A 25,499-nucleotide genomic window follows, 5' to 3' on the forward strand; every position below is an offset into this window, starting at 1 on the left:
CGTTACCGAAAAAGAAAGATTTCTGTTTCTACTGAAATCTTCAGCATTAACTATAAATCTTTTCTTTGTAAAACTATGAGAAATTTCGCATTGAAGAGAAGATAAAATATCATTAATATTTTTTCGTCTAGGTTTAACTGATTGATTCACTGTTAAATATACGAAAAAAAGATAACATAAACAAGGTGAATCGTCTGAAAATCAAAATATTAGACCCTTAACTTAATGACATTGGGCTTTAGCCCGTTTAAACTGAAGTAAAATTTCATTCGGCTTTAGCCAAAACCTAATGTTTTTTTTGATCTCCCGCAGATTTCTCAGATGACGCAGATTGTGACGTCCGTTTTGAAGGTTTCAGCCTTCAGGCAGCTCTAAACTGCCTCCTGATGGTCTGTAAACGGGCTCTCTCCGGTTCTTGAAGTGGTTGCAGGCTCTTTGTAAGTGTCTTTAGGCCGTTACTGAACGATCTGGGCCCGGTTGATGAACGGGTTTTACCCACTTATGGAAGGGGAGATACCCCTTGGGTAAGGGGGTAGAGGGACTTAGGTAAGGGGCTGTCAATGGTTATGGGAGAGGGTGGAGGCTTAAAAACAAAAAAAACTGCTTCCGGTGGAGCAGTTTTATTTTATAATGAGTTCTGTTGTGCAGACCTATTTTCTGGATTTTAATTTCTTATTTTCCGCGGTTAGGGCTTCTATCTGTTGTTTCAGGAGGTTGATGTATTCCTGCTGATTTTCTAAGATATAATCGGGGATATTGTAATGGTTGTTAAGAATCGCAGTTCCGGAATTGGTTGACGAGTCATTGAAATTGACGGTATTACCCGGTTTCTCTTCTTTAATGTCTTCTACCTTTACGTCCAATGCATTAGCCAACTTCTCCCACTCATCATCAAATATTCTCACATCACCGCTTTCTTTACGGCTGTAGTTGGATACATCAGTAGCGATAATATTGGACATATACTCCTGCGTATAGCCTCTTTGCTTTCTTAGAGTTCTTAGCTTTTCCATAGAGTGGGGTGTGTTTTGTACAAATATAGAAAAAAATGTGTGGTCTGTAGGTTGTGGAAGTTGTAAAATGTGAAATTAGGTGAGAGAAATTTAAGAATACTGATTTTCTGTAATGTGTGTAATTATAAGAAAAAAAAAGTAAATAATTACATATTTATTAAGTCATAATCGTCACTAATCTAAATTTATATTAAGTATTAAAAAATTGGCTGAATAATATTTTTTTAAAAAATAAATTTACAGTCGCCCTTACTAGAAGAACGGATAATTACTTTTGATTATAATTTAAAAATAATACCATCATGGGAAAACGAACAGGAAAATATGGAAGAGAGAAAATGTCCCAATTATCAAAATACGCACAAATACAAAAGTGTTTAAATGATAATAAAGATCGCCGTTGGCTTACGAAATGGGCGCCATCAGTTGCTTCTATTTGGTTAATATTGGTTATCTCAATACTTTGTCTTAACAATAAGTACTTGTGCTTATCTGATGAAGTACTTGTAAGATTACTTGAAACAACTACATTAAATATATTAGGGCTATCAGTTATTGTACTTAAGAGTTATTTTCTTCCAGCAAAGAAAAATAATTTGCCAGAAGATTATGATTAATAAAAAATAGCCTCCAATTAAGGGTACTACTTATTTTAATTCTTCAATATATTTAAAAGCTGTTTTTTTATATTGAGATAATGGCTTAAGGTTAATTAGTAAGTCTTCATCAATATTATTAAAAAGTGTATACTCTTCAATTAGAGGCTTAAATTTCTCGCTACCATTTTTATGAAGACCATTATATAAAAACAATATAATTTCATGACTGGATAATTGTGCTCTTGCAATTGATATATATTGTCTTTTATCAATATCTGATGTATTATGTATTAATTTTATTATATGATAAAATGTCCTATAATAATGTGCAAGATGTGCTTTGTATGTATGATATTCATCATCATAAAATTTTAATATTTCATCTGTGGAATAATTATTTATTTGATCAGCTAAGCTATCGTTTGTGTTTCCACTTACTAATGCTTTATTTCTAGCTTTATGATGAATTAGGTCAGAAATTCTAGTGTAAGCTGATCTTCCTTCATATACATTCCCACTGTTTTTTATTATTGTATTGTTTGTAATTGAATTGAATAATGAAATCATTTGGAAGAAAGTGTTTTCAAAACGTTGAATTCTTAATGTTTCATTTTGAGTAATGAATTCTTGCCTAGTCTCTTTTAATTCTTCTCGTTGAAGCTTGAGTTCATGACTTTGCAAGTATATGGTAATGATTATTCCAGCAAATGCTAATCCTGAATAAACTGCATTTACTGATCCAAACATATCTCCAAATGTACCTCTAATTTCAGTACCCCTTCCTCTTAAAAGAAAATATGTAGCAAACCACATTCCTAGTACTACAATAGCTACTCCAATAGAAATCCAACCAATATAAAGCTTTTTATTCTCTTCATTTTTTTTGTTATTCCCCATTTTGTTAGTTTGCAACAATATACAAAATATAGGAAAATAAGCAAGAAGTACCTTAATAGAGATGTTTTCCAATCTTATGGTCTTAATAATATTGTTTATACTTTATTGAAAATAATTTTCTATACTTTGAATCCTTGTTAAGCTAATTCTTTTTCTGGGTAAAAAACAGTCCCATAATTAAACTGAAATCCCTAAATTTATCCCCCAATCAAAAACCACATGCACAACAAAATCATAAAAATAAAACACGTCACAGGAACCTACACCATTGATATAAAGGAGGGAAAACTGAACGAAATGCAAACCCAGCTGGACAAATGTCTCAACGATGAACAGGGCGCCATTGTGGTGAAGGGAGAAAACGGAGATCAGTTTGTATATCCGGCGGATCTTCTGAAAAACAGCTTTATTTCTATAGTAGATAGGGAAGAAGTGAGGGGGCTCTAGGCAAAACCAAAGTCCCAAAGGTATTTTGAGACTACAGTTTTAGTTCAGGAACCGAATGCAGGGAGATTGTTTCAACAAATCACTGAAAATAATTCCCCTGATTTTAAGCCTATTATTAAGTTTCGTTAAAATTTATCAGGGAAAAGTTTTGCAGGAATATAAAATCGTTTTATATTTGCACCACTGAAAACAACGGTATAGCCGTGATTCAGGAGAGATGGCAGAGTGGTCGATTGCGATAGTCTTGAAAACTATTGACTGTAACAGGTCCGGGGGTTCGAATCCCTCTCTCTCCGCTGAAAAGCAAGAGTAAAACTCAAAAAATGCTTAAAAACTTTTTAAACCTGCAATTTTAATTAATTGCAGGTTTTTTTGTGAATAAAATTTTATTGAGCAACTCCAATCATTTATAATTTAAGAAATTCAATTAACTCTTTTACAGCTGCCCCACCAGCACGATTAGCCCCAATGGTAGAGGCAGAGGGGCCGTACCCAATTAAATGAATTCTTGGATCCTTGCTGACTTGTGTGGCCAGTCTTCCTGACATTTCAATTCCTCCCTTATCATTTAAAAGATGTAATGCAGCCAGATGATCCAGAGAATGACGAAAGCCGGTATTCCAAAAAATAACGTCGGCATCAATGGTCGTTCCATCTTCCCATCGCACCCCGTTTTCGGTAATTTCTTCAAACATAGGTTTTCTGTCTAAAACGCCATTAAGTAACATCTCTTCAATAGCTGGCGTAACGTGGATCCCCGTTACTGAAACAACCGAACTTGGAGGTAAGCCCTCGCGAACTCTTTTTTCGACTGATGCAACAGCCTCTCTTCGTAGTTCAATACTAAATTCCTCTTTTTTAAAATCTACAGGTCGTCGGGTTACCCAAGTGGTTGTAGTAACTTTTGAAATTTCACCAAGCAACTGAATGGCGGAGATTCCGCCTCCGACAATGATAACATGCTTTCCTATGAATTCTTGAGCACCCTTATATTCACCGGTGTGCAGCTGTCTGCCGAGAAACTTGTCCCATCCGGGATATTTTGGACAATTGGGTGTTTTCCATGTACCTGTGGCATTAATCAAACCACGGGCAGTGAACTGAACGCCATTGGTATGAATCATAAACCGTCCATTTCGATCCGTAACTTCACTTACCCGTACGGGACGAATCACAGGAAGATCAAACTGCTTTTCGTATTGTTCGTAATATTTTGGAAGAGCCAGATTTGCCTGTAATGAAGTATCCATCGTATCAACAGCATCGGCAAATGCCATTCCGGGAAGATCATTAATACCATTAACATTACTTAACGTTAGAGAGTCCCATCTATGCTGCCAGGCTCCACCGGAACCAAACTCATCATCCAAAACCACAAACCCCTTTCCCGGTTCTATTCCGCTTTTTCTAAGATGATACGCTGCCGACAATCCTGCCTGTCCTGCTCCAATTACCGCAATATCAACTTTGTAAAATAAATCTGGACGGATTTGCAAGTTTTTATCAGCTTCCATATAGTACTTGATTTTTTGACCTTACCGATTAATGTGCTTATTATTTTTCGCTTTATATGCTATCAACAGACTAAATGTATGAAATACCATCAACAATAACTAATATTTTAATTAAACGAATATAGGCCTGCAAAGCGGACTGACAATGGATTGATTGCTAAGTTATTGCTTCCATTAATAAGAAATCTTAATAAGGAAATTTATGGATGTTATTATATTTGTTGCTAGTTTTGTAAGGTGGTTAAAATAAAAAGAATAACTCCAACAGATTTCAGGGGACATTATATGCCTGAAATGTCGACTGATTTCCCAATATTAAAAACAGCGGTCCAGATTCATGATATTGGAAAAACATCAGGCTTTATTAAAGTACCTACGCCTTTACACAGGCCTCAGTACAATTTCATTGTTCATGTTACCAAAGGCAATGCAAAACAGCAGGTAGATGCAGATTTAATATCAATAAAAGAACACGAAATCTTATTGGTAAGACAGGGAAATGTCACCTCACTAAAGGAAGTGAGCCCGGATGCAACCGGTCATATTATTTTATTTGAAGACCAGACGCTTAACCAAATCCTATCAAAGCAGGAGCTCATCAAGCTGTTTTCAGTTAATAATATCATTCATTTGCCACAAGAAAATAGCATCTGGCTAACCTCTCTATTTGAACTTTTGAGTACTGAGATTTATTCTCAAAATGCAAACTTAGATATTTGCTATTCACTTCTGCAGGCTGGGTTGCAGAAAATTTTCAGTTCAGGAAGTGAACTGAAGAAAGCAGTTAACCGAAATGCTGAAATTACTTTCAATTTTAAAGAATTGGTATATAAACATTATATTGAACATAAAACGATTTTGTTTTACGCTGCTGAACTATCTGTTTCTGAAAATTATCTTCATAGGTGCATTAAAGAAACGATTGGAGAGAGTCCAAAAGAATGGATTAATAAAGTAAGTATTTTACAAAGTCAATTACTTTTACAGGATTTAACCAAGAGTATTTCCGAAATAGCTTTCGAACTTAATTATGGTGATCCCAGCTATTTTGGACGCCTGTTTAAGAAAATAAGCGGAGTAACCCCTTCAGAATACAGAATGACCTTTATGCAGGATTTGTCCGAGTAAAGAGTGATTTAGTTTTAAAGCATTTCCTGTTTTCAAACCACCTTTGTATTACTAAAATTCAAAGAAAATGAAAACATTGATTACTGTAAGAAATGCCATCAGGAAAGAGGTTGAAATGATTTTTTCCTTTAAACACATCGGGATTATCAAAAGATCCTGCCTTTGTTTAATTGGTTCGGCTTTCTTCCTTTCAAACAAAAGCCACGGACAGATTATTCAGGATGTCGCCGGTATTGCCGTCACGGCTCATCATAAAGTTAGCTTTAAAGATGTACCTTCAGAAAGTTCCCTGTCAGAAAATAAATTCCAACTCAATACTTATGACGCATGGTTAGCAACACCTCCTTTTGAAATTGGTAAAACAAGTGTTTTTAGTAATTTGAACTATCGGATGATGGATTTTAATTATGACAGAAATTCTATACAGGATGCCAATCGTATTGAAAGAATTCACGAGATAAAATCTGTCATTATAATTAAGCACCCACTTTCCGAAAAATGGTCGATTTTAGGAATAGCTATGCCCACTATTGCATCCGACTTTAAAAAATCGGTTTCTTTTGATGATTTAATTCTGGATGGAATAATCGGATTGTCAAAGAAATTCGGGAGGGAGTCGAACCTTGAAGTCGGACTCGGAGTTCATGTTTTACATTCTTTTGGAGAAACTTTGGTTACCCCGGGGATATCAATTGATTACCAAAGTACAGATAAAAAATGGTTAGCCCAGTTTTACTGGCCGAGATTAAACGTGCTTTACAGCCTAAGCCCGAATACACAAATAGGTTTGGCCGGATCGATCGATTGGACACGTTTCAACCTGAAAAATTATAAAGACTATCATCTTAAAGAAGTCGATTACGCTCAGTTTTCTACCATTCATGGAGGCCTTCAGGTTCATCAACGCTTAGTGGGTGGAATTTGGCTGCAGGCGCAAGCCGGAATGGGACTTTTAAATCGTTATGAATTGTTCGATACCCATCAAAAGACAGTCAATGATTTTTCTGCCTCCAATATGGCTTATGGGAAAGTTACTATTACCTATCGTATCGGCAGAAAATAAACAAATAAAAATAATCAAAACAATCATTTTCAGTTTCGTGACCATACCCTGTACCATGTATTGTCAGCGCCTGAAAATTAAGTGAATCAAAACCGATTTTCATCATCAATATCCAATGACAATCTTATGAACAGTACCCATTCTCTTCAGTCAGCTTTTAACTTTAGGGCCCTGATTACTGCAGCTCTGCCTGCTTATATTTTTCCCACTTTAATGTCTTTTATATCTGGTTTTCTGCTCCAGAACAACAATCTTATGACGGCCAGTTATAGCAGCATTGGTTTGTCTTCTTTATTGTCAACACTTTGCAGTTTTATCTTGCTTTGGCGGCTTGAGTCGCAACGAATATTAGTGCGAAACAAGCTGATCAGATCTTTGTTGATCATTGTACTGATGATGGGCTTAGGAACCTTATGTATATGGCTATTCAATTTACAGTACGAATGTTTTAATATTTTACTCTCCACCTTTTTGGGGGCTACCATATTTATCATTCGCGACCTTGTGATCAAACGTAACAGCTAAATCATTTATCCATAAAAACTCATCAACAGAAACATCTCAAACTTAGAAGAAATGAAGAATAAACTCAATAGAATACCCATGAAGAAAAGGGATAATGAACGTTTAATCCTTACTAAAAGAATCAATTTATTTCAATGAAAAAAATGAAACCAGTTATCGTTGTTTTTGGATGTACAGGTGCCGTTGGAACTGCTGTGATGCAGGAGCTCAAGGGTAGGGATTGCATGGTAAGAGGTGTTCTTCGAAACCCTGAAAGACCTTATCCGGTACCATTGGATAAAGGCCCATCGAATATAACCTATGTTAGTGCCGATTTAAATTCTATTAACCAGCTTAAAGAGGTTTGCAAAGGGGCAGATGTTTTGTTTCTTTTAACAGCAACTGGTCCCAATCAGGTAGAACATGAAATTAATATTATTGATGCTGCGAGGCAAAATGGTGTAAGACGAATTGTCAAGTTATCGGCTCCCATAGTTACGATGCCTGCCAAGGTAGAGGTGAGTCAATGGCATAGGAGAATAGATGAGCACCTTTGGCAGAATATGGATGAATTTTGCTGCCTTAGACCACATTCTTTTATGCAAAATTGGGAACGAAATACTTTTACCATTCAGTATTTTGGGAAAATTTACGGAGCACTTGGTACAGCACGAAGAAATTATATCGATTGTCGTGATGTAGCTGATATAGCGGTAAATTACTTGTTGACACCCGAAGAAATAAAAGAAAAATCTGTGGTTCTTACAGGTCCACAAGCCATTAGCCATATAGAAATGGCAGCAAAATTATCTCATGTAACCGGGCGCACCATTGAATATGTAAATGTAACACCAGATGAACTGTTTAACCAGTTAATCAACAGAGCTAAATTGCCCGTATGGCTGGCTAACCATATTGTGGAACTTGATGAGCTGGCCATAAAAATTCCTGAACCGGAAGGGGACAATATTACCGGCTTAATGTCAAGAAAACCACGTATTATGGAAGAATATTTACAGGAAAACAGACATTTGTTTAAACGAAAACCACTGTGGAAGTCTTTATTGTAAGATATGAATACGGAAGATTTGAAGCAATTGATACTATTCAAATGGAACTGAAGAAATAGGATGTTTAATAAAAAATAATGCCTGGCAGCAGTTTGATGAGATTGTGATAGTCCTGAAAACTATTGACTGTAACAGGTCCGGGGGTTCGAATCCTTCTCTCCGCAAAAGAAAACCTTAGAATAATTTATTCTAAGGTTTTTTTTATTTTCAAAAATTTTGCTTTTCAAACGTATTATAATTTTATTTTTTGAGCTTAAATAGATCAAAAGAATTATACTGGGGATCGTAACCCATTAAAAGTTTAGTCTTCTCAATGTCAAGCCGCTTATAGGTATTATTGGAAATGGCATTTACTATTTCAAATTTTATGTTTTTAGATTCAATGCATAGATGCAGGAGCTGATTTAAATCATCGGGATGCAGATAGGCGCTTAAATCCCTGGCATTCATTTCTGTGAAATCTTCCGGAAATTCATAGGCTCCAATTCTAAGACATATTGCACTTAAGTCACTGCTGAAACAATGGTAGGAAAGCAGGGCTTCTCCAAAACATTTAGAAACACCATATAAATTGCCAGGCTTTACAGGCATCTCGGTGTTAAGCTGAATGTCTTTTGGATAACCTTCTATCGTTTGTGCACTACTTGCATAAATAATTTTTTTACAACCCGCCGTAATAGCTGCATCAATAACATTCTTTGTTCCAATGATATTGGCGTCCAGTAAATCATCAAATGTGGCATCGGGATTGGCAATACCACCCAGATGAATAACAATGCTCACATTTTCACAAGCCTTTATGAGGTATTCCTTATCCGTAAGATTTCCTTGAAAATATTCAATGGATGCATCTTGAATCTTGGGAGGATGGAGATCAAAAATTCTAAATTTATATTGATCTGAAAAAGATTTGATAAAGTGGCTTCCAATTTTTCCGGAGCCGCCGGTAATTAATGTATTGTTAAGCATAAGTATTTGTTTATGAAATTATATAGGAAGTGTACGATATTGGAATAGTTGCAATTCCACTGTCATTGCTTGGATCAGTCAAAGGTTACCAGTGGAATAACTGTAAAACACTTAGCTATGTTCACATGCAGATGCTACCGGTTTCAATTGTTTTGCCTCTTCATTTTCTGTAATATTTTTAGGAAAGGTCACAAAACTCAGAAGAAAGGTTACCGTCAACAAAAGTATACTTACCCATAAAGTATAATGAACTCCGTAATAGGCACTGACTAATCCTCCAAGAAATGCACCTAAGGAAATTCCAATATTAAAGGATGAAGTCAATAAGCTATTGACAAATTCTAAAGAATGATGGGGAACAGACTGTGAGGTTCGGACATTGCATACCAAAAATCCGCAGGTATGGACCATTCCCCAAAAGGATACGAGTATAACCATGGGAATATAATAGCCTCCAAAATAGTAAGCAAGTATCTGTACGGCCACTAAAAGTACTAAGAACATCCTGGAAGCCAGGAGTACATTGCGGTTCAATGCTAATCCCATCAACCAGTTTCCCAATGTTCCCATTCCACCGAAAAGGAGTAACATCATACTGATCTGTGCACCGTCCATCTTGGTGATCTCTTCAAGGTAAGCAGTCAGGTAGGTATAACTCGCAAACATGGCAGCTAGCGTGGCGAGGGTAGAAACCAGATTAAGCCATAAAACAGGACTTTTCAAGACTGCCATCTTATTTTTGCCGGATATCTCAGGATTTGGCGGAATAGTCGGTATAAACAACAATAGGCCAATAAAAGCAATTAAACTGATAGCGCTACTAAGGAAAAATGAGGCTTGCCAGTTCTGGAAAAGATCTACAGCATAGGTAGTGAGTGGAATACCGAGTACCGTCGCCAAGCTTAATCCAAGCATAACTGTAGAAACGCCTTTTGCACCCCTTTCTTTGAAGGCAATGGCGATGGCGATATTCCAGAATAAGGGATGTAATATCGCGGGTAAGATACGGGCGATCATCAGGACGGTGAAATTAGTGGAAAATGCTGAAATTAAATTGGACAGAACAAATATACTCATGACCATACATAATAAAAGCTTCCGGTTTATTTTGGTCGTAAATGAGGTGATAAATGGGGAAGAAACCGCGACGGTGATCGCAAAAGCACTTAGTAGCCAACCAGCTGTATCGATGGATACGTCAAATTCCCGACTGATAGTCGGGAGGATGCCAACGATCCCAAATTCTGTTGTTATAATGCCAAAAGCGCCAAGTGCTAACGCGTAAATTGATGTTTTCATTTTTTATTACAATTAATATTTAGCAAATTTAAACAGAAATGTTTTTAAAAATCAGTACATATTCATGATAAATGGGTATTTTTGCCTTATGAAACGCGAGAATATCGATCAACTGGTTAAGGTGGAGTACCACCAGGCAGTACACTGTCCACTTCATGATAACAAGTTTTCCTTTTTTCAGATTGTCTATGTCATTTCTGGAAAGGGATTTCTTAAGATCAACAACAATATGGCTTCGTACAGCAAAGGAAGTCTGCTTCTACTGACACCCAATGATCAGCACTATTTGGAAGTCCTGGAATGTACGGATCTTTTACTTGTGAAGTTCAGCGAGCGGTATGTGAAAAACTATCCCTGGAACAGTATTAATTCGATGGAATGCATACTTTATGGTGCTTCCTTTCTGTCAGGATGTATTCTGCAAAATAAGCCTGACATTGTTTTGGTGAATTCAATTGTGGACTCACTGCTTCACGGCATACATCATCCGGATCTGTATCAGGATGAGCTGACGTTGAATTACGTCAATGCATTGATTGTCATCGCGGCAAGGAATATCTGCAAGATGAGGACAAAGCAGATTACGTCCAATACGGATAAAAGGGTGATTCAGATTATGGATTATATCCAGGGTAACATCCATGATCCTGCATTATTGAAAGTTTCCGCGATCGCTAAGAAATTCGGATTTTCCGAAACCTATCTGGGGAGTTATTTTAAAAAGCAATGCGACGAAACGATTCAAAACTATATACTGAATTATAAAATGCGCTTGATTGAACATCGTGTGCTGTTCAGTGATATGCGTGTCAATGAAATTGTCACGGAATTTGGTTTTTCTGATGAAAGCCACCTGAATAAATTTTTTAAGAAGCGACATCATATGAGTTTGACGGAATTCAAAAAAGTGAAAAGATCTAAAGCGCTGGTTTAATGATGATTCTGCCTTATTTAGTTTTCGAATATTGTGTTTGAATGGGTACTGTCTTTTAATGCAGGAGACAATATACCTGAATGTATTAATTGTAAAATTACGGACTATAATTAGGTTTATTATTTTCTATAAAAGTAATCTGGTACATTCAAATATATGATTACCTGTTTTTTTTAGAGCTCCTACTCATAATCTTTGGTATCCATGAAAGTTTTTTTATTAAGCGCCTAATTCATAAATAAATATTTATCTTAGCGGCCAATGTCACGAAATGTGGATATAGGTATTTTTTTTACGAGGTTTGTACATATCTTTTGTTTCGTGGAAAATATTGCTCGGCGTCATTTTGTAAAAACAGTAACCAAAAAATATTAATTTAAAAAAATCTATGAGTTCAGCCGAAGTAATAAATAATACAAAATGGTTTTCGAAATTTTCATTATCGTTTTTAGCCATTGTTGGCGCTACAAATACTGCTCTTTTTATAATCCTGCCTCTTTTACCTTATAAAATTTCACAGTTTATATTTCCTGTAGGATTTCTTGCGTTAGGATTGGCCATACTATTCTCAATTGGTTTTTCTATTTATTGGCACAGAAAAGAAAATAAAGGAACATTTAATTCAATACCATATATTTCCTGGTTTTCAATATTGCTACGGTATTGGATGGCGTTTCTACTGTTGGATTTTGGCTTTCAAAAAATATTTGAAGTCAACTTTAATTATTCATATCATATAAATGATTCTTTATCAGGCGTATTAACGGGGCCGGAATTAACCTGGAAGTATTATGGGTTTTCTTACGGGCTAGCTGTGATTTTGGCCTTTTTTCAAATAATTGGTGCTGTTCTTTTGTTATTCAGACGTACCACTTTATTAGGCATTACCATACTTTTACCTGTCATGCTGAACATTGTTTTGATTAATGTTTTTTATAGTATTGGCCCCATTACCTTATTTACATCTATCCTCATAACATTAGGTTTGATTAATCTGTTTTTACAGCAAAAAGTTGATATCATAAACTTCTTTAATCAATACAAAAACAGACTGCCATCCATTGGTAATAATTTTTCACGCTCAATCGCCCGTGTGTTATGTATTCTAATTCCTTTACTGTTTGTTATTTATTATAATTATGACGTTCATCTTTCGAAAAAATATTTTGGAAAATGGAAAGTCACATCCATGACACGTAATGGGAAATTGGTTAAAGAAAATCAATGGCAGCAGGATACTTTGGCCTGGAAAACAATTTATATTGAAGAAAGAGGAAAAATGTACTATTGTCCGAATCCATATATGTATGTAGATAGTACTTCACTGTTTATGAAATATCATCACGATGATAAAGAACAGAATTTTAAGGTAATATCCTACGAAAAGAACCCGAAAAAACCTGATACAATTCCTGTTCAGATTAGCAATTTTAGAAATAACTCAATGCAATGGAATATGATTTTCTACAAGGACACTATCCAAATGGAATTAAAGAAATAAAATCTTTAACAAAAAACGTTGCCAGCAGAAGTTTGATGAGATTGCGACAGTCCTGAAAACTATGGACTGTAACAGATCCGGGTTTCGAATCCCTGTCTCCGCAAAAGAAATCTTATTCTAAGTTTTTTTTATTTCTGAATGACATGTACTACTCACTTTAACAGCATACAAACGTTGAGAAGAACGAAAACGTAATATGCCATCTTTTATAATAAACAAGAAAAAAATATGATCAGAAAATTATCCTTTTTATCCCTTTTTATTGTTAGTTCCGCTTTTTCCCAGCAAAAATATGAAGACAGCATAAAAAACATTATTGAAAAAGACTTTGTGAACATTAAGGCAACGGATTTCAAAAATCTGGTTCCTTATGAAACTGAAAAAGGAATGGGGTATTTAAACTCAAAAAACAATAAAGTTGTTGTAAAGCCCAACTATTATCAGTTAGATTTTGCCAAACCCAATTTAAGAGGGAATTACGATAATATTGCCTATTTTGAAATCAACAAAACAACAAAGAAGATGGAAGTCTTTTTACAGAATTGGCAGATTTTTGAAGCTTCTCCAGGAAATGGCCCCATAAAAAAAGCATATTCAAAAGGGTTTTATGTAGTCAATAATTCAATTTTTTCTTTTTCAGACACTTATACGTACTGTCCGGAATTATTTAAATACAGGAATGAGGATTTTGCTATCGCCATTAAGGATAATACATATGCAGTCATAAAACCTGATGGTGAAACTTTAAAAAACCTTGATTTTGATTATTCAAGTTTGCAAATTGTAGACATAGGAAATGACAACATTTGGTTCAAATACAAAACGGTAGGTGGAGAACTGGGTTTCATCAATATGAATGGAGAGAAAAAACTTATAAATGACATCATCAGCAACAGCAGAAGTCAGACAGAAGGTTATTTTTCTTTTATTGATTCAGAACATTCTACAAGAAGAAAATATTATGGGTATTCTATTGAATCCAATGAGGAATCGTATGGAGTACTGGATTTGTTGACCATGACGTGGCTCATTAAACCACAGAAAGCACTTAAAATTGATGAAATTAATTACACAACAGATCAGAATGTAGACGAAAAATATGATTTAGAAGATAGAAAAAAATTAAAATTTTATTTTTTGGTTCGGGAAGAAAAAAAAGAAAGAGCATACTATATTGACGACAAATTAAAAAAATATGTACCCAAAAAATAAAACGGCGTTTACAGATAACGAAGTGGGACCCATACTGTTTAGCGTAAAAACACCCGATTCATAAAAAAAATACTTATCTCATTGATATTTTTATTAGTATTGTAAAAACTAATTCCACCGGTTGAGCGGGCCTATTGAAGTGAACGGCAAACCATCCCAAAAAGAAAGTATTTTCCAACTCATGAATATTGACGATCAAATATTATTTTTTTTAAGTGCCCTAGGTGTTTTTAATAGTGTTGTTCTGAGTTTTTATTTTTTATTCTTCAAGCACCACAAAGCCCAGTCTGATTTGTTTCTTGGGCTTTTATTATTGTCTTTAAGTGTAAGGATAGGAAAGTCCGTATTTTATAACTTCAATCCGCAGCTGTCAAAAACGTACTTGCAAATAGGTTTGTCGGCTTGTTTTTTAATTGGTCCTCTGTTGTATTTTTATATCAGATCAATACTGCAAAATCTTAATTATTCTTTTGCAAAATATAGTCTTACGCTAATCATTATCATCATAAGCGTGCTTGGTTTTCTTTTTCCATACAAGGATAACCCTGTCCTATGGAAAGGAATAATTTACTACCTGATCAATATTCAATGGTTTATTTTTATTGTACTCTCCATTTATGAAGCGATACATATTTTCAGGAAGTTGGTGACAAATCGCAAGCAAATCAGCTATCACGAAACCTGGGTGTTGTCGGTTATTTTTTGGGTTTCTGCTATTTGGCTTTCGTATACATTAGCCAGATATACATCCTATATTTCCGGATCCCTGGCTTTTTCCTTCAGCTTTTACATTTCCTTCCTTCTGATTTATTATGTGAAAAGCAAAACATCAGTTTCAGTGACTCATAAGGAAAAGTATATCAATAAAATAGATGAAAAATTAGTAAAGGAAATTCAGGAACAAATCAGTGTCCTTTTTGAAACGAGAAAAATATATACCAATCCGGATCTTACATTATCAATTTTAGCAAAAGAATTAAATATTCGCCCTCAATTGCTGTCACAGTTTATCAATGACAATTTGAAGAAAAGTTTTACCCAGTTCATCAATGAATATCGGATTGATGAAGCAAAACGGTTATTAAAAGAAAATACTCAGTTCAAAATAGATACAGTGGGCTTTGAATCCGGGTTTAATTCCAGCAGTACATTTTACAGTTCGTTTAAAAAAATCACAGGAATGACGCCTTCAAATTATCAAAAAGATAATTTATACTCCTAAAATATACATCCGGACTTCATATTCATAAATCTGGAACGTTTTAAAAATGAATCAATATAATTTTGAGAAACATTTTTAAAACGTTAAAATCCTAAGTTTATGAGAAAAATCTTTCTTTCCATCCTGTTTGCATTAGTATCCAATTTATGTTTTTCACAATCGGATCAGGTTCTGATTGAAAACTGTATTGAAAACTATATTGAGGGCACTTCCTATAATAAGCCCGACCATATCAGCAAGGCTTTTTATGCTGAAGCCAATCTTTTTCTGAGCCACAAAGAAAAACCTTTATGGATCGTTCCCATTTCAGAATATGTTAGCTGGTTTGAAAAAGGAAGTAAAGGCGTATTTAACGGTCGTTTAGGGAGAATCATCTCGATAGAATCTTATAATGATATTGCTGTTGCAAAAGCTGAAATACTCATCCCTGAAAAAAAACAGGAATTTATGGATATGTTCCTGCTCAAAAAAATTCAGGGCGAATGGAAAATAATCAGCAAATCTGCAAGCAGCAAAACAAGCAATAAATCCGGAAAAAAAATACTATTCATTGTTTCTAATGCCCATTATTACGGAAACTCAACCATTTCAACAGGAAACAGCTTTGCCGAAATCGTAAATGCTTATGATACTTTTGTTCATTCAGGGTATACTGTTGAGTTTGTAAGCCCAAAGGGTGGTGCTATTCCTTTGGGCTATATCAATACTTCTGACAGCCTGCAAAAGCAATATGTATATAACCGGGACTTTATGTACGCCTTAGAACATACGGTGAAACCTGAAGAAATTGATTATACAATGTACAAAGCCGTTCATTATATCGGAGGCGGAAGTGCCATGTATGATGTTCCTGAAAATTCAGCTATTCAACGGATTGCTATGCAGGTGTATGAAGATAATAATGGCATTATTTCTTCAGTATGTCATGGAACGGCGGGTATTGTTAACCTGAAAACTAAAAATGGTAAATTCTTAGTGGAAGGGAAAAAAATAAGCGGTTATCCTGACTCCTTTGAAAAACAGGATGGCGAATATTTTAAACAATTCCCATTCTTAATTCAGAAGACCATAGAAGAGAGAGGCGGTCATTTTAAATTTTCAAAGAAAAATGAATCGTATGTTGAACAGGATGGCCGGATTATCACAGGACAAAATTTTCAATCATCCAATGGTGTTGCCTTAAAAATTATTGAATGGATTGAGAAAAATAATTAGTAGAATTGATCAACACTCAAGAGATAACAACCTTTAGATTTAATCTGGAGGTTTTTTTTAATAATCAATTTCTTTGTGTCAAATTAAATTTTATCCCCAAAAATACTTGGAAACATCAACCCAATCATCTGTACTTATCTGTATATTCTGCGGAAGATTATTTTTAAACCATTAAGATCGATGAAGATGATAAGAAAAATTAAGAGAAAATCCGATGGATTTTTAAGCTATGCCACATCACTTAAAGCGAATTTAAACTTCATATTCTTAAAAGATTAACATAGAATTTTCATGGCTTGAATATTTTTCCTGCAGATTATGCAGATCAAGCAGCCTGATAAACGTAAACATCTGTGAAAATCCGTGGTTAATTATTAAAAAAAGCTTTCCCAGTTTTGAAATTGATCCTTTATAATCTCTGAACATTAAACTATTGATTGAATGATCTTTATTGTTTGCATAATAGATTTTAACAAAAAATTAAGTTATCGGAATTTTAAATTCTAACTTAGGTGAAATATTTGACAGCATGAAAAATAACTACCGAAAATCAAAAATTTATGAAAAAGGATGTTTACTGATCATCTTTTATTTATTTTCGTTTCTAATGCTCACTTCCTGTGAACAGAATGAACCGGAAGGGAATGGTACTTTGGGTGCGCCTGAAACCCAAAATCTGAAAAAAATGGGGGATATTACCCTGCAGAAAAATGTGATTATTCTGAATGAAGAATCGATATCGGCCATTTCTTCTACCGATAATCATAAAATTATATTCAGCAGATCTTCACCACAAACAGACAGTATCCACACGGGAAACATCATTACCGGAACCCAGTTAGAAGGGGATCAGGTACATACGATTCTGGCCAAAGTGACTTCCGTATCTAAGGTGCAGAATCAGATCTTCGTGCAAACGGAAAGCGCAAAACTTGAAGAATTTATTTATAGCGGAACCATCAGCGGAACCTATGACCCGGCTGAAAATAAGCCGATCAATATTAATGGAAAGATGGCTAATTATGTTCCTTTGCAAGGTTTTACGACTCCCAATCTGGTGAACGGCATTGAAAATCTTGAAAGAAAATCAGCAGACGCATCACAAAAACTGATCGAATTCAACCGTTTCAACTTTGATAAAACCATTCCTTTGCCTACCCAACAGGCAGGTCCTGTATCTATAGCATCCAATATCCATATAAAAGGAGGATTCACACCAAAAATTGATTATAAAATTGATTTTTCTTTCGGAAGATTAACCAATTTTGAAGTCAACTTTATCATGGATGAAATAGCCCTGCAGACTTTTGCGAATATTCAGGGAAGTTTAGGGTATACTGTCAGTGTAACAGATTATCTTAATATTCCTATTGCGCCAATAGTACTGGGACCTACAGGTCTAATATTGAGCCCGACCGTTTCAGCGGGTCCTTATGTGGGAATAGCCGCTACAGGAAAAGCACAGATTAAACTTCTTGATATTACCGGAAATGCCAATATTTTGGTGGGAAGAAATCCGTCCATGAATGTTTCACTGAAAAAAGAAGATGATCTGAGGATCACCAATCTGGAAGGCAACATTAATGCGGAGGCTGGAGTAGAAGCCAAAGGTGCTGTCGGCCTGATGTTTATCACCGTTCCTTTAGCCAATTCGGGTCTGAAAGGAAGAGTGTCTGCCGTTCCTTCGCTTGGGGTAGTTCTTATCCCTGAAAGAAAAGGTGTTATTGATTTGAAAGCGAGAATTCAGGCCAATCTGTTTTATGGATTCGGGGTCAATCCTTTCAGGTATGAAGGCACGTTTCCTCTTATCCAGAAAGAATATCCAATCTATCACAGGGATTTTTACTTTTAAAATAAGTTTTGCTATCCTTTATAAATTAAAAAAGCACAGACCAAAATCTGTGCTTTCTATTTTAAATAAGTTCAAAAAATATTATTTCCTGATGATCTTTGCCGTTTTAAAGACATTGCCCTTATCATCTTTAAGAGAAAGTAAATAAGTACCGGCTGGATACTTAGAAAGATCTGCATTGATCGATTTTTCAATAGATTCAAGACTTCCTTTTGAACTGAATAGTATTTTACCATCCATACCGGAAATCTGTGCACTGTAATTTCCTGAAGCATTTTTTAATTGAATATGAATGGAGCCATTCTGCTCCACAGGATTAGGATAAACAATCAATTCAAAATCTTTATTTTCCACTTCCGTAACTCTAAGTGTTGCAGGTGGCGTAGAAGGATAAACCAGAATTTTCTGGCCATCATAACCCACTGCATAAACAGCTGCCGCGTTAGAAGGGTAGTATACTTTTGTCGTCTGGTTGGTGATGTCACCCGTACCCGTTACAGATACATAAATCAATTGATTATTGGCATTGAATGTCTCATAGGCCACTGCATTTTTCCAGATACTGTGTTGTACCGTAAGATAATTATTACTTAAAGCAGCTCCCTGACCTGTCTGCCCGCTTAACGGAAGCTGGTTGCGGAAAGCCCCAATGCTGCGGGATGAAATATAATGCATCACCGGTGAAACAGGCTTCTGATAGTTCTTAGCCTGTATGGATGCAACAGTAGCATCAATCTGAGCCTGCGTAATCGTAAGCTGTCCGATACCGTAATCATCAATAGATCTGTTTATTGGTTTTAAAAACCCGGTTTTAATGAAGAATCCGGTTAAATCTTCCTGTACTGCATCGCAGGTATTTTTCACAAAATTCAGAAGCAATTCGCCATTTGAAACCCCTGAAGCATTATAACTTCTTGCTTTGTTGGCAACCGTCCCGAACCAGTGTGCATAATCTACTCCCGTATAATTGGTTGGATAATTTAAGGAAAGAACCGGCGCATTTCGTGAAGCTCCGGCCAGTTGATAATACAGTTCAAGCTGCCAGAAAGGCACCAGCACTTTAAAAACATCCGTATTGGCATTCCCCTGTAAAGCTTCCTGATTGATAGTGGTATTCAAAATGGCTCCGTTTATTCTTCCTCCCGCGATACTGGTCATTCCAGTGGCTGGTTCTACAGATTCTCTTTCCAGACGGGACATTCCATCGTTTTGTGGATTCATATGATAATCTACCCATGTACTGTGCATATTATTGGTAACTTCTGTAGTTCCAATCCATTTGATATCCGGTCTGATCTGATTGACATGTCCGAATTCATGCGCAAGCCCCCATAAGGACAATTGATTGACATCTGCCATACTTTCTTCGCCCCAGTCAGAATCCATATTGATCCCTAATCCTCCTGCATACCAGCCTCCGCCATTATTACTGTAGCTGAACATACGGTTTTTTGGAATTAAATTATATTTATACAATCCCATCACAAGCCACTCATTTTTTACAATAAGGTCGTATTTTGAAATAAGTTCTGAAGGATTAAAAGGAGCATAATTTTTCAGCATACTTTTTTTATAAACCAAATGAGAATGCTGTCCCACAACGTCAATCATATGATAGGCTGAATTCGTAAGATCCGTTTGCCAGTCACTTTGTGCAGAGGTCTGATAATGATAAAGGCCATTGACCTTACCGGAAACAATATTGATCTTAATATCAGCCAGTGACGTATTGGTATTATAATAACTGATGTACCCCAGACCACTGTTGGTCAGCTGAAATACATTCAAACCATTATGAAGTTCATAATAGGAGGTGGTACCGCCAAGAACGGTAGAAAAATCCTTCACCTGCAACGAAATACTGGCTCCTGACGGGATATTCTGCACAAACATAGCCACCTTATTTCCCTGTGCAAACACCATACCTGTAGGATTTTCAAAACTGTCGTAGCCGGTTCCCACTTTTAAATTACCTGTCGTAACAGCAATGGGTGGATAAACCTTATAATCCTGCACCCTGTATTTATTAATATAAGTTCTGTTGAAAAGACACTGCGCCAGGCCTTTATAAAACGGCGATGTCATCCCGTCGATATCTGCCTGAGTAACGGCAGGTTTTAATGCTGAATAAAGAGTGTTGGCAAAAATATTAGTGTAAGGATTTGCCGCTCCTGAAGAGCCCGCTGTGTAAAAGCCCATTTCAGCACAACTGGCAAAATTTCCCTGTCCGTTATTTACCGTAATTCTTACATTTAGAGGAGTAATCTGGCTTGGAAAATAGACATTCACAGGAGAAGAAGAATGCTGAAAATCAAACGACATCAGGGTAACAAAGGTGCTGTTTGCCGTAGTATTATAACTGATGCTCACACTTCCAAACCGACCGTTGTCGCCGCTGGTTCTGGGCGTGTATTTTAGATAATCAATAGGAGTAACTCCGTCTAATCTGTAATTTAACACTACCGGAAAAATAGTATTGCCATACGAAGAGTGATACAGCGTGTTTACATTATTATCATAAGACTTATCAATATTTTCTCCGGACTGATAAGATGATGCTGTAGTTCCTGAAGGAATGATGGTGGCCTTTATATCGTTGGCGCCATTTACACTTAGTTCTGAAGTATTGATGGTACAATCTGTACCGTCAGCAATTACAGGTTGTGTTTCAGAAAAGAATTTCATCTCGGCACAGCTCGAGAAGTTTCCTACACCGGCGTTTACCGATATTTTAATAATGTAAGGATTCTGGATAGCTGTTGGAAAAATAACTTCCTTATCCTGAGCATTGGTTGCCCAAATTAAATTATTGCTTACCGGAATGAAAGTATTGGGAGCCGCCTGCGTACTGTAGGAAATACTTACATTAGTCCACATACCATTGGTACCGGATTGTCTGGGCGTGTAAACCAGTTTTTTGATGCTGGTAACATTGGAGGTAAAATAGAATTTAAGCTCATCCGGAATACCGCTCTGAGACCATTTGGAATGATAAATAGTGGTATTGTCACCGTCAAGCAACTTTGCAAATTCAGCTCCGGACTGTGCCGGCTGCAAAGAGGTACCTGAATATACGGGAACCTGATAAAGCTGTGAAAATACAAGCGATCCCCATAAAACAAAGAAATACAATAGTAATTTTTTCATAATGATATATTTAAAGTCATAAGTTTGGTGTATTAAAAAAACTAATAATTTATGAGAACTATATGTCGGTGAATCTATAATTTCATAAATTTTCCATCCCTTCCTAATCAATTTTGATATACTGTTTCATCACATCCATATTTCCTAAAGTTAATCTATATATCCATGTTAGGGCTTGTCTTTTTTTTCATTATTTGATACTATATTGTCATTTTTCACAACATGTTGATGTATTTAAAAGGATTAGAAGAATTTTGTTTTTTGAATTTCAAATTTATCTTTAATATTTTCTTGTACGGATAGAGCAGATTAATAAAAGTGAAAATCTGCGTGAGATCTTTTTTTTAATCTGTGAATATCTATTCCCTTGCTCAGAATCAATAAAATTGATGTCATCTTTGCTTGCTTTATCAATGAGATCATAATTTTCTTTACATGCGATCCGGTTCAGGATTATAAATCTGAACGTAACTTTGTATTTAAGTTGCTTATTTTTAGTTTGTTGAGCTGTGTCTATTTAATGTGTTCACATTTATCCTGCGGAACATTTTAAGCTTTTCCCAAGCCTAATTTTGCATCATCTTCAAAATCTGTCAATATAAAAAACACTAAGACAACCCCTGATTATTTCTGAAAAATAAAAAAACAATGAAAACACTCCTGATTTTTTCAATGATGTTGCTCCATTCTTTTCAACCCGGTACAGCAACACCCACTAGCAAAGAATATCTGAATTATTCTATTATAAAAGATGATAAAACCATTGGTAATATCCGCGTGGAACGTTCTTTGAAAGACGATGTTACCGAATATCTTTTTGAATCCCGGGCTAAAGTGAAAATCCTTTACAGTATTGAAATTTACGACAAGATGGGAGTCACGTTTAAACAGAATATGATGCAGCAGGCCAAGCTGTACCGAACAATGAACGGGAAACTCAAAGTGAATAATACCGCAACATGGAACGGAAGTTTTTATAATCTTTCGGACAAAGATGGCGCCAGCGGTTCTTTGAAACAGTCTATTTTCAGCTCAACGGCAAGTCTTTATTTTAATGAACCCGGAAATATAAAATCTGTTTTTTCGGAAAAATTCCAGAAAATGATTCCTATTCAAAAGGTTAATTCCAAAAAATACAGGATTGATCTGCCAAACGGAAACACAACTACTTATACATACAGCAACGGAATTTGCACCTTAGTGGAAGCCAATACAGATTTTGCGAACCTGAAGTTTGTTCTTAATACCAAAACCTCTTAAAATAGGTGCCCCTAATAAGGTATATTTCCTTTTCTCAATCTAAGAACCACATTCTGAATTTGTGGAAGTAATAATAGTATCAGAATAACACACACCACACCAATGAGCATCAGATCATAATAATCCCGGGTGGCGCGGGCGAATATCTGCTGTCCTACCATTTGATTAAAATATCCGTTTGAAACGCCTTTTGCGGTATAAATATCGTTGCCGGCATTGATATATCGGTTTTGAATATCCAGTAAAGTAGCAGGCAATTGCGCGTTAGTTTCCGTTACTGTTTCCCGAAGCTTTTCCCTGACTGCAGATTTGGAAAATAATTGAATTTCGTTATTAAGAGCCATACTGGCTGTAAAACCAGTGAACCTCGCCAATATTCCGATAAGTGAAGCATTGAACGCAATCTTTGGTGGTGCTGCGGAGCTGGTGAATGAAACAATGGGAACAAATAAAACGCCCGTTGCAACTCCATAGATAAACATAGGCAGAATGAAGTCATTGGTTTCTCCCTGTACCGACACAAAAAGGATCATGTAGGCATAATACAATGCCATACAGCCAAAACCTACTATGATAATCCTGACCAAATTAAAACCCATCAGGATAAACCGGGAGGTAACCAACATACTCAGTATGGTTCCGGCAATTACTGCGATCCAGATTGGAATTGTACTTAGCGGATCATTACCCAAAATGATTTCAAGATACCCATAGGCAAGCCCGGTGCTTCCTTTGAAAATGTAAAATGTAAAAAGCAGCAGCAGGCCGATGACGAAATTCTTCACCCTGAAAATCTGTAAGTTGATCAGGGGCCGTTTAAGCCTTGATTCTCTCATAACAAACAGCATAAGGATGACTAAATTGCCAAGGCAGAGCAGAACGATTAATGAACTGTCAAACCAGCCCGATTGCCGCCCGTAGATCAGGATGTATCCTAAGATCAAAATAAAAGAGGCATAGAACAGATAGCCCACCCAATCTACCTGATAAAGCGGTATTTTTTTTGTAAACCTTGCTTTGCCATTCATCGTCAGCAGAACAATCAATGTCAGAAGGATGAGCATGATACCGAAACCCAAAAACAACCAGTTGAAGTCATAAAAATAAAGTACAGCACTGGAAAATATAGAATAGAACGGAACCGAAATCTGTATACTTCCATAAAGCAGACTGTACCCAATCACCCGGGCACGGGTAGACTCCAGCCTTGGAAAAGTGAGCTGCAGAACAATACCTGACATTAACGCACAGGTAACTCCCTGTACAAACTGACAAATCACAAATAGAGCCCAGTCTTTGGAATAAAAACAAACGACAGAACATACCGCATTGATAGCAAGTGCCGTCACCAGATATTTTCTTGGTGCAAAATACTTTACAATCCGAAAGTCCAGAGCTAAAAAAGCCACGGTTGAGCCATAGATAACCACCATGCCATATTGAACATCAGTAGGCTGTACCCCATAAAAGCCCATGACCGTTACAGGATTGCTATACAGAGAAAAGCTAAAAAGGCAGGTCATGAGAATGGCAAATATCACAGATCTTGCCATCCATTCGGATACCCATGGTTTGAAAACCGGAATTTGATGTGCTTGCATGATTAATCTTTTAAAACGTCCACATTAGCATTCATTCCTGCAGCGAGTCTGGCTAATTTTTCAGGGTTGTCGGTAAGCTTTATTCTGACGGGAATACGTTGTGTGATTTTTACAAAGTTACCGGTGGCATTATCCGGTGGTAACAATGAATAACGGGAACCTGTAGTTGGGGAAAGCGATTCGATGACTCCGCTGAATTTTTCGTTTGGAAAAGCATCTATGGTTATGGCTACCGGCTGCCCTGTCTTGAAATGGCCAACCTGTGTTTCCTTAAAATTTGCCATGACCCATTTTTCTTCAGCGTTGTTCACCAAAAATGCCAGCGTTTGTCCCGGCTGTATTAATTGACCTTCCTGAATGGTCTTTTTACCGATCTGCCCGTCAAAAGGTGCAGTAAGCACAGTATATTTAATGTCCAGTTCCTGACGTCCGAGCAGGGCTTCTTTAATTTTTATTTCTGCCCCTATGGCCTGACGCTGTGCACGCAGATCATGGAGTCTGGATTCGGCGACGTGTAAAGAAGCTTTTGTCTGATCATAATCGGATTGTGTGATTGCCAACGATGTGCTGATGTTCTCAAACTTTTGGGGTGTGGTAGATTCATCAGCCAATAGATTTTTATACCGGTCGAATTCTCTTTGCTGCTGGTTTAGCTTCGCTTTTGCCCCTGAAAGCTGGGCTTTGATGACTTCAATGCTCTTGATTTGTGTTTCTTCATTCGCCGCCAGAATAGGCAATTTGGCATGCGAACCCATCAGTTCTGCTGAGGCGGCATCTCTTTTCAGGCCGTACTCATCGAGCTCTATAACCACAAGTGTGTCTCCCTTTTTAACCAGCTGATTGTCTTTGTAATAAATTTTGCGGATGTAGCCGCCTACTTTTGCATTTACGGGTGATAAATACGCGTCTACCTGGGCGTCATTGGTTTGTTCATAGCGGTGTCCTTTTAAGAAATAGAGGATTCCCCAAATGCTGATTGCTGCCAATAAAGCGATTCCGAACCATTGAGTAAGGATCACAATTATTTTATCTGTCCTGTTTTTGTTCATAAT

Annotated in this window: 20 protein-coding genes and 1 tRNA gene; 13 read left to right on the forward strand and 8 right to left on the reverse strand. The window is 36.3% G+C overall.

Translation table 11 applies throughout. The features are described from left to right. Positions 1-650 precede the first annotated feature (650 nt). Positions 651-1,013 carry a helix-turn-helix domain-containing protein gene (locus IW22_RS18590; protein WP_034729525.1) on the reverse strand — a complete coding sequence of 121 codons (363 nt, stop codon included), beginning with the start codon at positions 1,011-1,013 and terminating at the stop codon, positions 651-653. A 302-nt stretch (positions 1,014-1,315) separates the two neighbouring features. Here IW22_RS18590 and IW22_RS18595 point away from each other — a divergent pair, with 302 nt between their 5' ends. Then, the gene (locus IW22_RS18595; protein WP_034729527.1) at positions 1,316-1,630 is read left to right on the forward strand and encodes a hypothetical protein; all 315 of its coding nucleotides are present in this window, start codon (positions 1,316-1,318) and stop codon (positions 1,628-1,630) included. A gap of 30 nt (positions 1,631-1,660) precedes the next feature. Here IW22_RS18595 and IW22_RS18600 read toward each other — a convergent pair whose 3' ends face one another. Beyond that, entirely contained in the window at positions 1,661-2,509 is an 849-nt protein-coding gene (locus IW22_RS18600; RefSeq protein WP_034729530.1) for a putative phage abortive infection protein, read from the reverse strand. A 219-nt stretch (positions 2,510-2,728) separates the two neighbouring features. Here IW22_RS18600 and IW22_RS18605 point away from each other — a divergent pair, with 219 nt between their 5' ends. Together IW22_RS18605 and IW22_RS18610 are read left to right on the forward strand one after the other, a co-directional pair. Beyond that, a complete protein-coding gene (locus tag IW22_RS18605; protein ID WP_034729534.1) occupies positions 2,729-2,956 on the forward strand; it encodes a hypothetical protein in 228 nt (75 codons plus the stop codon). A 211-nt stretch (positions 2,957-3,167) separates the two neighbouring features. Further along, positions 3,168-3,252, forward strand: a tRNA-Ser gene (locus IW22_RS18610). 111 nt (positions 3,253-3,363) lie between these two features. Here IW22_RS18610 and IW22_RS18615 read toward each other — a convergent pair. Beyond that, positions 3,364-4,470 (reverse strand): NAD(P)-binding domain-containing protein, encoded by a 1,107-nt coding sequence (locus IW22_RS18615; protein WP_034729537.1) that lies wholly within the window; start codon positions 4,468-4,470, stop codon positions 3,364-3,366. Between the two features lie 294 nt (positions 4,471-4,764). Here IW22_RS18615 and IW22_RS18620 point away from each other — a divergent pair, with 294 nt between their 5' ends. From IW22_RS18620 to IW22_RS18630, 3 genes are all read left to right on the forward strand, one after another. Next, positions 4,765-5,598 (forward strand): helix-turn-helix domain-containing protein, encoded by an 834-nt coding sequence (locus IW22_RS18620; RefSeq protein ID WP_228384068.1) that lies wholly within the window; start codon positions 4,765-4,767, stop codon positions 5,596-5,598. Positions 5,599-5,665: 67 nt separating this feature from the next. Next, positions 5,666-6,661 carry a DUF6268 family outer membrane beta-barrel protein gene (locus IW22_RS18625; protein ID WP_034729543.1) on the forward strand — a complete coding sequence of 332 codons (996 nt, stop codon included), beginning with the start codon at positions 5,666-5,668 and terminating at the stop codon, positions 6,659-6,661. A 659-nt stretch (positions 6,662-7,320) separates the two neighbouring features. After that, complete coding sequence (locus IW22_RS18630) at positions 7,321-8,235, forward strand: NAD(P)H-binding protein (RefSeq protein ID WP_034729547.1); 915 nt, start codon at positions 7,321-7,323, stop codon at positions 8,233-8,235. A 240-nt stretch (positions 8,236-8,475) separates the two neighbouring features. Here the strand turns inward: IW22_RS18630 and IW22_RS18635 are convergent, their stop codons facing one another. Both IW22_RS18635 and IW22_RS18640 read right to left on the reverse strand, forming a co-directional pair. Continuing rightward, entirely contained in the window at positions 8,476-9,204 is a 729-nt protein-coding gene (locus IW22_RS18635) for an NAD-dependent epimerase/dehydratase family protein (RefSeq protein WP_034729550.1), read from the reverse strand. A gap of 111 nt (positions 9,205-9,315) precedes the next feature. Then, positions 9,316-10,503, reverse strand: a complete 1,188-nt coding sequence (locus IW22_RS18640) for an MFS transporter (RefSeq protein ID WP_081873979.1) — start codon at positions 10,501-10,503, stop codon at positions 9,316-9,318. Between the two features lie 88 nt (positions 10,504-10,591). Here IW22_RS18640 and IW22_RS18645 point away from each other — a divergent pair, with 88 nt between their 5' ends. The 6 genes from IW22_RS18645 (at position 10,592) to IW22_RS18670 (ending at position 18,439) form a co-directional block, all read left to right on the forward strand. Beyond that, positions 10,592-11,437 carry an AraC family transcriptional regulator gene (locus IW22_RS18645; RefSeq protein ID WP_034729553.1) on the forward strand — a complete coding sequence of 282 codons (846 nt, stop codon included), beginning with the start codon at positions 10,592-10,594 and terminating at the stop codon, positions 11,435-11,437. Positions 11,438-11,825: 388 nt separating this feature from the next. Continuing rightward, positions 11,826-12,938, forward strand: coding sequence for a hypothetical protein (locus IW22_RS18650; protein WP_034729556.1), 1,113 nt, complete (start codon positions 11,826-11,828; stop codon positions 12,936-12,938). Between the two features lie 228 nt (positions 12,939-13,166). Then, positions 13,167-14,150, forward strand: a complete 984-nt coding sequence (locus tag IW22_RS18655) for a hypothetical protein (protein ID WP_034729559.1) — start codon at positions 13,167-13,169, stop codon at positions 14,148-14,150. Positions 14,151-14,838: 688 nt separating this feature from the next. After that, positions 14,839-15,372: a helix-turn-helix domain-containing protein gene (locus IW22_RS24465; RefSeq protein ID WP_165571907.1), complete on the forward strand. Its 534-nt coding sequence runs from the start codon at positions 14,839-14,841 to the stop codon at positions 15,370-15,372. 99 nt (positions 15,373-15,471) lie between these two features. Then, positions 15,472-16,587, forward strand: a complete 1,116-nt coding sequence (locus IW22_RS18665; protein ID WP_034729561.1) for a nuclear transport factor 2 family protein — start codon at positions 15,472-15,474, stop codon at positions 16,585-16,587. Positions 16,588-17,116: 529 nt separating this feature from the next. Continuing rightward, positions 17,117-18,439 (forward strand): hypothetical protein, encoded by a 1,323-nt coding sequence (locus IW22_RS18670; protein WP_034729564.1) that lies wholly within the window; start codon positions 17,117-17,119, stop codon positions 18,437-18,439. 81 nt (positions 18,440-18,520) lie between these two features. On the opposite strand, the gene IW22_RS18675 is transcribed toward IW22_RS18670, so the two are convergent. Then, complete coding sequence (locus tag IW22_RS18675) at positions 18,521-21,586, reverse strand: M60 family metallopeptidase (protein WP_034729567.1); 3,066 nt, start codon at positions 21,584-21,586, stop codon at positions 18,521-18,523. Between the two features lie 648 nt (positions 21,587-22,234). On the opposite strand from IW22_RS18675, the gene IW22_RS18680 reads away from it, so the two are divergent. After that, positions 22,235-22,846 (forward strand): DUF6134 family protein, encoded by a 612-nt coding sequence (locus IW22_RS18680; RefSeq protein ID WP_034729570.1) that lies wholly within the window; start codon positions 22,235-22,237, stop codon positions 22,844-22,846. Positions 22,847-22,857: 11 nt separating this feature from the next. On the opposite strand, the gene IW22_RS18685 is transcribed toward IW22_RS18680, so the two are convergent. Together IW22_RS18685 and IW22_RS18690 are read right to left on the reverse strand one after the other, a co-directional pair. Continuing rightward, a complete protein-coding gene (locus IW22_RS18685; protein WP_034729574.1) occupies positions 22,858-24,447 on the reverse strand; it encodes an MFS transporter in 1,590 nt (529 codons plus the stop codon). Positions 24,448-24,449: 2 nt separating this feature from the next. Continuing rightward, entirely contained in the window at positions 24,450-25,496 is a 1,047-nt protein-coding gene (locus tag IW22_RS18690; protein WP_034729577.1) for an HlyD family secretion protein, read from the reverse strand. Between the last annotated feature and the right edge of the window lie 3 nt (positions 25,497-25,499).

This window comes from Chryseobacterium sp. JM1 (assembly GCF_000737715.1).
In the GTDB taxonomy this organism is placed as follows: domain Bacteria; phylum Bacteroidota; class Bacteroidia; order Flavobacteriales; family Weeksellaceae; genus Chryseobacterium.

Excerpts from the sequence above, each read along its gene's own strand:
- IW22_RS18590 (WP_034729525.1), bottom strand. The coding sequence starts at position 1,013 with ATGGAAAAGCTAAGAACTCTAAGAAAGCAAAGAGGCTATACGCAGGAG.
- IW22_RS18595 (WP_034729527.1), top strand. The coding sequence starts at position 1,316 with ATGGGAAAACGAACAGGAAAATATGGAAGAGAGAAAATGTCCCAATTA.
- IW22_RS18600 (WP_034729530.1), bottom strand. The coding sequence starts at position 2,509 with ATGGGGAATAACAAAAAAAATGAAGAGAATAAAAAGCTTTATATTGGT.
- IW22_RS18605 (WP_034729534.1), top strand. The coding sequence starts at position 2,729 with ATGCACAACAAAATCATAAAAATAAAACACGTCACAGGAACCTACACC.
- IW22_RS18615 (WP_034729537.1), bottom strand. The coding sequence starts at position 4,470 with ATGGAAGCTGATAAAAACTTGCAAATCCGTCCAGATTTATTTTACAAA.
- IW22_RS18620 (WP_228384068.1), top strand. The coding sequence starts at position 4,765 with ATGTCGACTGATTTCCCAATATTAAAAACAGCGGTCCAGATTCATGAT.
- IW22_RS18625 (WP_034729543.1), top strand. The coding sequence starts at position 5,666 with ATGAAAACATTGATTACTGTAAGAAATGCCATCAGGAAAGAGGTTGAA.
- IW22_RS18630 (WP_034729547.1), top strand. The coding sequence starts at position 7,321 with ATGAAAAAAATGAAACCAGTTATCGTTGTTTTTGGATGTACAGGTGCC.
- IW22_RS18635 (WP_034729550.1), bottom strand. The coding sequence starts at position 9,204 with ATGCTTAACAATACATTAATTACCGGCGGCTCCGGAAAAATTGGAAGC.
- IW22_RS18640 (WP_081873979.1), bottom strand. The coding sequence starts at position 10,503 with ATGAAAACATCAATTTACGCGTTAGCACTTGGCGCTTTTGGCATTATA.
- IW22_RS18645 (WP_034729553.1), top strand. The coding sequence starts at position 10,592 with ATGAAACGCGAGAATATCGATCAACTGGTTAAGGTGGAGTACCACCAG.
- IW22_RS18650 (WP_034729556.1), top strand. The coding sequence starts at position 11,826 with ATGAGTTCAGCCGAAGTAATAAATAATACAAAATGGTTTTCGAAATTT.
- IW22_RS18655 (WP_034729559.1), top strand. The coding sequence starts at position 13,167 with ATGATCAGAAAATTATCCTTTTTATCCCTTTTTATTGTTAGTTCCGCT.
- IW22_RS18665 (WP_034729561.1), top strand. The coding sequence starts at position 15,472 with ATGAGAAAAATCTTTCTTTCCATCCTGTTTGCATTAGTATCCAATTTA.
- IW22_RS18670 (WP_034729564.1), top strand. The coding sequence starts at position 17,117 with ATGAAAAATAACTACCGAAAATCAAAAATTTATGAAAAAGGATGTTTA.
- IW22_RS18675 (WP_034729567.1), bottom strand. The coding sequence starts at position 21,586 with ATGAAAAAATTACTATTGTATTTCTTTGTTTTATGGGGATCGCTTGTA.
- IW22_RS18680 (WP_034729570.1), top strand. The coding sequence starts at position 22,235 with ATGAAAACACTCCTGATTTTTTCAATGATGTTGCTCCATTCTTTTCAA.
- IW22_RS18685 (WP_034729574.1), bottom strand. The coding sequence starts at position 24,447 with ATGCAAGCACATCAAATTCCGGTTTTCAAACCATGGGTATCCGAATGG.
- IW22_RS18690 (WP_034729577.1), bottom strand. The coding sequence starts at position 25,496 with ATGAACAAAAACAGGACAGATAAAATAATTGTGATCCTTACTCAATGG.